This is a genomic window from Alteromonas alvinellae (genome assembly GCF_902705805.1).
On sequence record NZ_CACSIH010000063.1, the window covers coordinates 32,658 to 43,532 of the forward strand.

At 44.8% G+C, this 10,875-nt stretch carries 8 protein-coding genes, 1 tRNA gene and 1 pseudogene; 5 read left to right on the plus strand and 5 right to left on the minus strand.

The genetic code is table 11. The features are described from left to right. The first annotated feature begins 79 nt into the window (after nucleotides 1–79). Together ACX5KA_RS04460 and ubiA are read left to right on the plus strand one after the other, a co-directional pair. Nucleotides 80–649 carry a chorismate--pyruvate lyase family protein gene (locus ACX5KA_RS04460; protein WP_458730515.1) on the plus strand — a complete coding sequence of 190 codons (570 nt, stop codon included), beginning with the start codon at nucleotides 80–82 and terminating at the stop codon, nucleotides 647–649. After that, the gene (gene ubiA, locus ACX5KA_RS04465; RefSeq protein WP_458730516.1) at nucleotides 646–1,503 is read left to right on the plus strand and encodes a 4-hydroxybenzoate octaprenyltransferase; all 858 of its coding nucleotides are present in this window, start codon (nucleotides 646–648) and stop codon (nucleotides 1,501–1,503) included. The genes ACX5KA_RS04460 and ubiA overlap by 4 nt, the downstream gene beginning before the upstream one ends. A 100-nt stretch (nucleotides 1,504–1,603) precedes the next feature. On the opposite strand, the gene ubiK is transcribed toward ubiA, so the two are convergent. Beyond that, nucleotides 1,604–1,855, minus strand: coding sequence for a ubiquinone biosynthesis accessory factor UbiK (gene ubiK / locus ACX5KA_RS04470; protein ID WP_458730517.1), 252 nt, complete (start codon nucleotides 1,853–1,855; stop codon nucleotides 1,604–1,606). A 111-nt stretch (nucleotides 1,856–1,966) separates the two neighbouring features. Between ubiK and rep the strand changes: the two genes are divergently transcribed. Next, entirely contained in the window at nucleotides 1,967–3,982 is a 2,016-nt protein-coding gene (gene rep, locus ACX5KA_RS04475) for a DNA helicase Rep (protein ID WP_039222465.1), read from the plus strand. Nucleotides 3,983–4,013: 31 nt separating this feature from the next. Here the strand turns inward: rep and ACX5KA_RS04480 are convergent, their stop codons facing one another. Both ACX5KA_RS04480 and ACX5KA_RS04485 read right to left on the minus strand, forming a co-directional pair. Next, nucleotides 4,014–6,614 carry a bifunctional diguanylate cyclase/phosphodiesterase gene (locus ACX5KA_RS04480; RefSeq protein ID WP_458730518.1) on the minus strand — a complete coding sequence of 867 codons (2,601 nt, stop codon included), beginning with the start codon at nucleotides 6,612–6,614 and terminating at the stop codon, nucleotides 4,014–4,016. Nucleotides 6,615–6,717: 103 nt separating this feature from the next. Next, nucleotides 6,718–7,125, minus strand: coding sequence for a c-type cytochrome (locus ACX5KA_RS04485; protein ID WP_458730519.1), 408 nt, complete (start codon nucleotides 7,123–7,125; stop codon nucleotides 6,718–6,720). Between the two features lie 280 nt (nucleotides 7,126–7,405). Between ACX5KA_RS04485 and ACX5KA_RS04490 the strand changes: the two genes are divergently transcribed. After that, nucleotides 7,406–7,482 (plus strand) — tRNA-Arg (locus tag ACX5KA_RS04490). A 314-nt stretch (nucleotides 7,483–7,796) separates the two neighbouring features. On the opposite strand, the gene ACX5KA_RS04495 is transcribed toward ACX5KA_RS04490, so the two are convergent. Together ACX5KA_RS04495 and ACX5KA_RS04500 are read right to left on the minus strand one after the other, a co-directional pair. After that, on the minus strand, nucleotides 7,797–9,119 hold the full coding sequence (locus tag ACX5KA_RS04495; RefSeq protein WP_458730520.1) for a type II toxin-antitoxin system HipA family toxin: 1,323 nt from the start codon (nucleotides 9,117–9,119) through the stop codon (nucleotides 7,797–7,799). Then, a complete protein-coding gene (locus ACX5KA_RS04500; protein WP_136783218.1) occupies nucleotides 9,119–9,385 on the minus strand; it encodes a helix-turn-helix domain-containing protein in 267 nt (88 codons plus the stop codon). The genes ACX5KA_RS04495 and ACX5KA_RS04500 overlap by 1 nt, the downstream gene beginning before the upstream one ends. Nucleotides 9,386–9,688: 303 nt before the next feature. Here ACX5KA_RS04500 and ACX5KA_RS04505 point away from each other — a divergent pair. Beyond that, a pseudogene (locus ACX5KA_RS04505) lies at nucleotides 9,689–10,849 on the plus strand (Na+/H+ antiporter NhaC family protein); the annotation flags it as partial. Nucleotides 10,850–10,875 lie beyond the last annotated feature (26 nt).

Sequence of the window (10,875 nt, forward strand, 5' to 3'; positions counted from 1 at the left end):
CTGCAAAAGTTTAACCAAGTGAAAATATTCTTACATGACGTGTTATCATACTAACAGATTCATTATTCGGGCTTTTCGTGTGAGTTTTAATGCCACTTTTCCAGTGGGTTTGGCGGTTGACTGGCAAGCACCTTCTGGCATCACAATTCCTAATGCGCAGCTAAAAAACTGGCTGTTAGACACAGGGTCATTAACGGAGCGAGTACAGTCCTTAAGTGACCATTTTTCGCTGGAGCTTATTGGGCAGCGCACGCAGATACCTCACGACAACGAGTTATCGCTATTACACAATAACGGCAATACCAGTTATCAAGCTCGGGAAATTCTACTGTGCGGTAACCATCAACCTTGGGTATTTGCACGCTCTATTATTCCTCAAGCGTTTGTAGACAGAGAGCTGTCTGACTTAGGTCGCGAGCCATTGGGTAAGCGCTTATTTAACGACACGCGGTTCATCCGTTCAGAATTCCAATTGTGTACTGCCCAGGCTTCTCAGTTTGGTCTTAACAGTAACCAAGTATTGTGGGGAAGACGTTCGTTGTTTACGTTAGACAATTACAGCATGATAGTGGCAGAAGTTTTTCTTCCTCATTCTCCGGCTTACGGTCAGTCAGCGACAAGCGAAAAGGAAAGCGAACAGCAATTATGAAACACAATTGGAATGCATACGCGCGACTTATGCGCCTAGATAAACCTGTCGGTATTTATTTACTGCTATGGCCTACATTGTGGGCCCTGCTAATGGCGGCTAAAGGTTTACCGCCTTTAGGTATTACACTTATCTTTGTGGCTGGCGTAGTCGTAATGCGTTCCGCGGGCTGCGTTATCAACGACTATGCTGACAGAAAAGTGGACGGACGCGTAAAGCGCACAACACAGCGTCCGCTTGCAACGGGCGAAGTGAAACCTAAACAAGCGCTGCAGCTATTTGGTGCACTTATCGCCATTGCGTTTATATTAGTGCTGTTTCTTAACTGGCAAACTGTCGCATTATCTGTTGTGGCGCTTTTGCTTGCTGCAAGTTACCCCTTCATGAAGCGTTATACCCACTTGCCGCAGGTGGTATTAGGTGCTGCGTTTGGGTGGGCCATTCCCATGGCTTTTATGGCCGTACTAGAAACTGTACCAACGTACGCTTGGTGGTTATTTATTGCTAACTTACTATGGACAGTAGCGTACGACACCATGTACGCCATGGTAGACCGCGACGACGATTTGCAAATAGGCGTTAAATCTACCGCTATATTGTTCGGTAAAAACGACGTATTAATTGTGATGATGCTGCAGGCCTTGGCGCTAACCATTTTGTGGTGCATAGGTTTAACAATCAATGCGACATGGCCTTACTACACGGCCGTGCTGTTCTCTGCTTTGCTATGCGTGCGCCAATATCAGCTTATTAAACGCCGCCAGCGAGAAGGCTGTTTCACCGCGTTTATTGAAAACCACTACATTGGTTTAGCCATTACGCTTGGTACGGCGCTGCATTTTTGTTTGGTTTAACAGTAAAAGTAACTAGCCCAATACAAACCATTACTAATGACATTCAGCTACAAAAAAAGCGCCATGAAGGCGCTTTGAGTTTTCTATAAGCTGTGAGCCACTACTTTTCTGCTAGTTTCGCTTCAAGCTCGGCAATGCGACTTTCCATAGCGTCTAGGTTTTCGCGAGTGCGAATAAGCACCTGGCTTTGAATATCGAACTCTTCGCGAGTCACTAAGTCAAGTTTCGACAGCTGCGACTGCAATACTGTTTTCACTCGGCCTTCTGCTTCTTCAGCCATATTTTTAACGCCTGGTGGTACGGCATCAGCAATTTGTTTCGCTAAATCTTCGAGTTTCTTCGGATCCAACATGGAATTCCCTTATAATGCGCAGCTCAAAATATGAAAGCTATTCTATCGGTATCGTCGCGACATGCAATGAAAACCGTGTTACGCCCAAATGTACGTTGTTTTAGGAATTAAATGAAACTAAATGAAGCTCAAGAATCTGCAGTAACCTATGTGTCTGGCCCATGTTTGGTGCTGGCGGGGGCGGGTAGTGGTAAAACGCGCGTAATTACCAACAAAATTGCTCATTTAGTTAGAAACTGCGATATGCCAGCACGCTATATTGCAGCGGTAACCTTTACCAACAAAGCAGCACGTGAAATGAAAGAGCGTGTAGCACAAACCTTGGGTAAACCAGAAGCACGCGGGTTAAAAGTATCGACCTTCCACACCATGGGTTTAACCATTATCAAAGCCCATGTGAAAGATCTTGGTTTAAAGCCGGGCTTCTCGTTATTCGACGATAAAGACTCGTTTGCCCTGCTAAACGACCTAACATCCGACACTCTCGATGGAGATAAAGACCAGCTTCAGCTTTTACAAAGCTGCATATCGAATTGGAAAAACGACCTGATCTTGCCTGATGCTTTATTAAAATCAGCTACCAGCACGGGCGAGCGAGAGTTTGCAGAAGCCTACAAGCGCTATCAAGACAACCTAAAAGCCTATAACGCACTAGATTTTGACGACCTTATTCTGCTGCCTACACTGCTTTTAAAAAGTAGCGAAACAATAAGAGCCAAATGGCAGAGCAAAATTCGCTACCTGTTGGTGGATGAATACCAAGATACCAATACCAGCCAGTACGAGTTGGTAAAGCTATTGGTTGGCGAGCGCGCACGTTTTACTGTAGTTGGCGACGACGACCAGTCTATCTACTCATGGCGTGGTGCAAAGCCGCAAAATCTACATTTGCTACAAGAAGATTTCCCGCGACTGAACGTGATTAAGCTGCAGCAGAACTACCGCTCGTCAGGGCGTATTCTGCATTGCGCGAATATTCTAATTCAGAACAACCCTCACTTGTTCGATAAAACCCTGTTCTCTGAACTGCAGTACGGCGAGCCGCTTAAAGTGATAGAGGCAAAGAACGAAGAACATGAAGGTGAGCGAGTGGTGGCAGAGCTGCTGGCGCACAAGTTTATGAACCGCACTCAGTTTAAAGACTACGCCATTTTGTATCGCGGAAATCACCAAAGCCGTATCTTTGAAAAGCTGTTAATGAGTAACCGCATTCCTTACAAAATAAGCGGTGGCATGTCGTTTTTTGGTCGTGCCGAAGTGAAAGACATCATGGCCTATTTACGGCTATTGGTGAATCAGGACGACGATAACGCTTTGCTTCGCATCATTAACACGCCAGGGCGCGGTATAGGCCGCGCTACGCTAGAAAAGTTGGGTAACTTTGCCAATAGTTTAGGCGTGTCTATGTTCGAAGCGGCGACCCACCCAAATTTAAATAGTGTGCTGCCCGACAAAGCCTTTCATTCGGTATCGACTTTTGCCCGCTGGGTAGTGGAGTTATCGGACAATGCCGAGCGTGGCAACACCGCTGATGCAGTACGCACCATGATCCGCACCATGGGTTATGAAGAATGGCTATATGAAACCAGCGCTAGCCCCAAAGCCGCTGAAATGGCTATGGCCAACGTAAGTACCTTATTTGGCTGGGTTAACGATATGCTGGAAGGCAACGACCTAGACCAACCCATGACCTTAACTGAAGTGGTGAATCGCTTGATATTGCGCGACATGATGGAGCGCGGCGAGGATGATGGGGAAGGGGACCAGGTCCAGCTAATGACTCTGCATGCTTCAAAAGGTTTGGAGTTTCCCATTGTGTTCTTAGTGGGCATGGAAGAGGGTTTACTACCCCACCAAAGCAGCATTGATGAAGACAACGTAGAAGAAGAGCGCCGACTAGCCTATGTAGGTATTACCCGAGCTCAACGTGAGTTAGTATTTAGTCTTGCCAAGGAGCGCCGTCAGTTTGGTGAAATAATTAATCCAGAGCCCAGCCGCTTTTTATTTGAACTGCCACCCGATGACGTACAGTGGGAAAACCAAAAGCCAAAAGTTACCAAAGAAGAGCGCCAGCAAAAAGCACAGGTAGGCATTGCTAATTTAAGAGGCATCTTAGGGAAGAAGTAGTAATGTTGAAAGTGCAAGTTAGTACTTACTTTTAGCTTGCTACTGATGCCATATCTAGCACTTTTGCGTGCTTTAAAATTTTGCCCTGACCGTATGAACATTCAATTTCACTAAGGGCTTCCAGCTGCGCCTCAGAGTCCACACCCTCTGCGATAACCTGAAACTTCAGGTGTTCAGAAATAAGCATGACTGATTGAATAAGCTTTAAATTGCGTTGGGAACGCGGAAGTGACTTCACAAATCGATGATCAATTTTTATGAAATCGAACGGGTAAGCAAACAAGTAGCTAAGTGAAGCCAAACCACTGCCAAAGTTATCAAGAACTAGCGTTACGCCAGCGCGTTTAAGCTTTTTAATTGCCGGTAAGATGAACTGCGAGCGTCGGTTCAAGTCATTCTCATCGAACTCAAATACTAGCTGGCTAGGTGCTACGTTAGAAGATGCAATTACATCAATCATTTGATTAACCATAGAAGCCTGTAGTAAATGATTAATCGAAACGTTAACCGCTATCTTATTTATGGGCTCATCGGTATTTTCATAGTGCTTCAGCAAATCGCAGGCTTTGCTTAGCTGGAACAAATCAAGGTCTAGCGTTAGGCCGCTGTGCTCAGCCACTTGTCTAAACTGCTCTCGGGCTATTTTGCCGTAGGCCGGATGAGACCAGCGAATATACATTTCTTTGTACAGCGTGCTGCTGTCATTTAGGTTAATCACTGGCTGCAAAAAGTAATCGAACTCTTCTTCACGCAGGGCGCGCCTAAACTCATTTTCAAGCTCAAGCTCTTCTATCAGCCTATCGCGCATGCTCTTATCAAACATGACATAGCGGCCACGCCCGAGGGTTTTCGCTTGGTACATAGCAGCGTCAGCATCGCGTAGTACCTCGTCGGCGCTGCGATAATAGGTTTCTAAGTGTGCGATACCCACACTGGCGCCAGAATACATTTCGCGGCCATCCAGTAAAAATGGCTCTGAAATAGATGCAATAATGCGGCAGGCTACTTCTTCAACATCCGCCTCATCTTCAAAGTTATCCAATAGTACAACAAACTCATCTCCCCCTAAGCGGGCTAATAAGTCGTGACCGCGAATACACAGCGCAATGCGTTTGGCGACCTCAATTAAAAACTCGTCGCCCGCGTGGTGACCTAGCGTGTCGTTAATAACTTTAAAGCGGTCTAAGTCGATAAATAAAACCGCGAATAAGTTATCGCTGTAACGTTGCTTACTGGCAATGGCTAGTTCTAATCTGCTGGTGAACATAGCGCGGTTAGGTAAGTCGGTTAATGAGTCGTGGTGAGCGTCGTGAATTAGCTTAAGCTCAATCTCTTTACGCTCTTCAATTTGCTGCTTGAGAAACTTATTCGTGCGGTTAAGCTCTGCGGTGCGCTCTTTCACGCGCTCCTCAAGCTCAATGTTATAGCGCTGCATCGACTCGGTGTTGCGCTTGCGCTCAATGGCTACAGCAATATGGTGCGAAACAAAGCGAAGTAGCTCTTGGTCGCGGGAGTTATATTTTGCCAATTTACCGTAAGTTTGCACTGCAATAACCCCGGCTATTTCCCCTTCAACAACAAGCGGGGAGCCAAGCCAAGAGTTAGCGCTATTTAGCATGTTCTGAGCAACCGTAACATCTAGATCCCCCGACTCAGCCAGCTCTAGTACTTTTGGTGGGTTAATTAGTTCGGCTTGCCCTGTACGTAAAACGTATTCGGTAAGCCCTAAACCAAGTGGTCTAGCGCTGATTTCTTTTTGCTTCGTGTCGCTGAAATACGGAAACTCCAGCATCTCTTTATCTTTGTCGAGAATTGCTATGTAGCAATTAGGGGCACTGATCAGCCGAGCAAGAATATCGTGTAGGCTGGAATAAAAGGCATTCATATCGCCTTCTAGAGTGGCCGCCAATTCAGAAATTTCAAACAGCGCTTGCTGTAGCGACTCTACTTTTTGTCGTTCTAAAATTTCTTCTTGAAGGTCGTCGTTTATCTTTCGAAGTTGGCGGGTGCGTTCGCGGATGGTACGTTCGGTAAGTTCTCGGTTCTTTACTCTGTCAACGGTGGTAACAATGTGCTGAGAGACAAAAAGCAAAACTTCTAAATCTTCTTGTGTGTAATGCACGCCCTCATCGTAGGTTTGCACCACCATCGCCCCGATAACTTGGCTTCCTCGTTTTAAAGGTACGCCTAACAGTTCATAGGGTTGTGAACCCACCAATTTAATATCGTGTTCAGAGGCAAAGGTTTCTTCTTCGTCGCGCTTGTAGAAAAGGTGGTTACCGGTTCTAAGAATGAACCCCGTCATGCCATCCATTAACGACTCGGCGGGCAATTGGTGAACCGTTTGCTCGTCGAATTCATCTACAAAATAAGCGAAATCGACAACGTGGTTTTCAGGTTCGTAGAAGGCAACAAAGAAGTTGTCGGCATTCATAAAATCGGCAATGATTTCGTGAATAGCGGAGTAAAGGCGGTTAAGGTGACTTACAGAACTGGCAAGTTCGGAAATATCAAAAAGCGCCTTCTGAACACGTTCAGCGCGCTTATATTTGTCAGTGAGTTGTTGAAGCTGCGGTATAAGTTCGCGCAGTTCTTCTTCCGTCAACTCATGTTGCGTCGAATCTTGTGACATTCCGCTCGCCAGTAAAAAAAGTAACGTTTCCCAACGAGTTAAATTACCCGATTAGAGGGTAAAACGCTACTTTTTCCATCAAGTTGTTGTGATTGTGTAGGTATTAGATACCTTCAATCATGTACTCAATAGCTGCTTTAATTTCGTCATCAGAGCAATTGCCACAAGTTCCACGAGGGGGCATAGCATTGATACCGTTTAGAGCATTTTGCCATACACCGTCAAGGCCGCGTTCGTCTAGACGAGGCTGCCAATCTGCTGCATTTTGAAGTTTAGGAGCACCTAAAACACCTGCTGCGTGGCAAGCTACACATGCAGAGTTGTAAACTTCTTCACCAGACTTCGCGCCGCCCGCTGCGCCAGCACTACCTTCTGCCGCTGCACCTGCAACGTGTACTTGACCTAACGGCTTAATGCGCTCGGCAATTTCATCGTTACTCATTTCTTGTGCTTGTGCTGCAAAAACAGTTAGCGCAGTAGCAGCAACAGTTAACCAAGTCTTTAATTTCACATCTGTCTCCAGGCAATGATGAATTTGTTTAAAATATAACTGGCCAGATTATAACGGTTAATTGGGGCTGAACAACTATTTGAGGCCAATTACCTATAAAAAGTAAGGATTTTTAACACTTATGCCAAGCCATCTAAAGAGATTTTAATAAATGAGTTGAAGCCAGCCCGTGGCGTCAGTATTATTACGCCCCGTTTGCGGCATACGTTTAGCCGCAGTGCTCTTGAAGCAAGAGTTCAATACATTAAACGTTCAGTGGTTACCTCACTGCATCTACAAACCGTCCTTAGCTCAGCTGGATAGAGCGCGGCCCTCCGGAGGCCGAGGTCAGAGGTTCGAATCCTCTAGGGCGGGCCATTACCTTTTCCAAGATAGCGTTAACTCTTCTTGATCCATAGAGGCGGCTTTCGCTTGTTTTGCTATGTTGCCAAGCAGTTTTTTCGTGTATTCAACTTTGTTAATAAAACATCAAATATAGCTAGTAGTGACGTAACCCTTTAAGTATGGCCACTTAATAAAAAGCGTTAGTTAACTAATTAAAAATGGCGAGTTATGGGTTTAATGGTCAAATATGGTGTTTTATGTGTCAAATGATGTGTCTTTCTATTCTGCCCATTGGGAAAGACTTGATGAGTCCGTGGGTCTTTGCTTATTGAAGCATGTACGGCTTCTTAGACAGAGGAGCTTTCTAGAAAACTCGCTATTTTGCGTAAGCAGGTGAGTGTACGCTCGGCAATAATTTCACCAACATGCATGTCAAAAGTCGTATTTGCTTGCTTGAAAGAGGCGTGTAATGCTGGCTCTACCTTTTTACTCAAATATGCCATGATAGCGAGGGCTTGTGCTTCAGGTATCCCTTGTTTTTTAGCGTGCTCAGGCCAGTGTCTGGCCAAAATTTCGTTCCACTTGTAATGTGTATTCTTGCTGTGGACTTTCATTGCCATCTTTATTTTCTTCGCTTGAATATTTCCTTGTCCAAAGTATGGGTAAGCACTTAACACATCATAAATGGGTGTTAGTCGATAACCATCCTGATCTAATGCGATGCTAAAGTTTTTCCCATGTCCATCAATTGCAGCAAGTAGCCAAAATACAATTTGGACACGCAGAAATTCGAGTCTATCTTCGTATGCGTTTTTAGAACCAGATAGCAGGTTCATTATCTGCTGAGAGCCTGGGCCGCCCTTTTCCTCATACTTTGAACCACTCACTTTCCCTAGTGCTTGACATATATCTTCTTGAGGAAGTCGGAAAATAGTACCTTCATCAATTCTGCGATCAAATCGTTCAACCACAAGTACTTTCTGATCTTCAAACTGTGCAATCTCACAATTTGCCACATTCAAACCGAGGTTTTTCATGAATGTTTGGCAGAACCATTCATTGTCTACACTCGAAGATAAGTTTATTCCTAAATTCTCGTGGTGAAGAATAGGAGGCTTTATTATGTGTGTAGTTGGCGTTGAACCCTGTGGTTGACACCATTTATTTTCCCAAAGGGTTAGCGCTGTCTTTTCTTGTGCACCAGCAAGAGAAATTCTGAAATCATTTTCTGAGTTCATACCCAACATTTTATTAAGGCGAGTATTTCTAATGGTTTGGGCTACATCTGCGTCAGACAAAGGAGTAAGTGATAGCGAGGGAGCTTCTCGAGTGGTGGGCTCTGTTGTGAATGTGAGTGCTCCAACACAATCTTTGCCAATTTTAGCCAACAAGTCGAAAGGTTTGGCACTATCTGCACCTAAACGGTCTTTTATGTGTTCTCTTATAGCGCCTGTATCCGGTAGTAAGTTTTCAAAATAAGCATGTACGGCATCGCCCGTTATCTCTGCGTTTTGCATCGGCAGACTGAGAGAAATTGCACGGCCACCCTCAACTTCAAGCCATTCTGTGGTGTATTTAAAGCTCAAACGTCCTTTTTTTGAATAAAGCTCACCTACTGGAAACCCGTTCATTGAACAATAAAGTGTGCGGGTGTGTGATTTTCGTCCCATTAAAATCTCAGTGACTTTTTCGTAATTGCAGTTGCTGGTGCTGATACGTCAACGCTAGGTAACTTGCCAACACTAAACTCAAGGTTAAGTGCAGCACACAGTTTGATAAGCATCTCTACCGAGATTTTTTCAGGCTTGGTTTCACAATTTGAAACATCCTTTTGATACACGCCAATACGCTCTGCTAACTCGGCTTGAGTCCAACCTTTAAGTTTCCGACAGTCTCTTATTACAGCGCTTAAATCTTTCGGCGTGTTAACTTTCATAACGGTTCTTGTGCAAAATAATGAATAAATAAAGCTTATATCAAATATGGTATAAAACAAGTTTATGCTTAAATTGGTATAAAACATATGATATTTAATCCTGCAGCGCGTGATTTAAGTTAAGGTTGACTGCTGTGTGTTTATAGCACCTCTACGCGCCTGCAAAAGAACAAAGCAGGAAGTCTGTTAAATGATCAGTTTCACTCCTTTTTAAAGCTTATCAAAGTCATTCCAACGCATAGCAAAGTCGCTATACTGGTTTTCACTACTTTCATTTTTTAAAAACGTATCAACGAGCCCTTCATGTCGCCTCAGACTTTACGTAACCCTAGTTTTGCTCAGTCACTGGTTTGTTTTAGCGTTATTGTCGCGCTAATAGCGGGTGGGTTGTTCGGCTTAGGTATTAGCCTGCACGCGCTTATATTTATGTGTTTATTATGGGCCGGTATCAATGCGTTTAGTTTGGGGTACAGATACCTGCAAATCCGCGAATTAATGACCAGCGCATTAACCCGGGCCATGCCGGCCATCTACATCTTCATTCTTATAGGTATGGTTATCGCCAGCTTTATGCAAAGCGGCACTATTTCAACGCTCATTTATTACGGGTTAAGCTGGCTTAATCCAAGCATATTTCTAGCAGTGGGATTAGTACTTTGTGCGGTAATGTCGGTAGCCACGGGCACCTCGTGGGGAACGGTGGGTACTATGGGCGTAGTGCTAATGGGTATTGGCGCTGCCATGAACATACCACTGCCTATAGTGGCGGCCATGGTGGTATGCGGTGCCACCTTTGGCGATAAAATGTCGCCAGTTTCTGATACCACCAATCTCGCGGCCATGAGTGCGGGCACCAATCTTTATCGGCATATGTACGCCATGTTGTTGACTACACTGCCCAGCTTTCTTCTCACCTTCGTTATTTTCTTGGCATTAGGGTTCAGTTATGCAAACCAGAATTTAAATGTTGAAGATGTAGTTGAAATCAAAGCCGCGCTTGCCAGCCACTATAACCTTGCACCCTACATAACACTGTTACCCTTGGTATCGCTTACAGTGCTAAGCATCAAAAAAGTTACGGCTGAAGTGACTATGTCGTGCAGCATTTTGCTTGCCGTAATCATCGCTATTTTTTACCAAGATACCAACACCATTAGCGTTCTCAATGCACTGTGGGAAAACATCCCACAAAACACGGGTATCGAAAACTTAGATGCGCTTTTAGGTAGGGGCGGCATCAGCAGCATGAGTTGGACGCTACTCCTTGCCCTAATGGCAATCGCACTAGGCGGCATATTACACCGCGCAGGTTTTTTAGCGGCGCTGTTGGCGGGCATTGTTGAACGGGTAAAACGCACGGCAACCTTAATTGCAGTTACCATAGCATCGGGTTTTTTAGGTAACCTAGCTATGGGCGAGGCTTATATATCTATTATTTTAAACTGCCAATTGTTTAAACCAAAGGCTATGTTCTGCTAAATTGTTGCTAT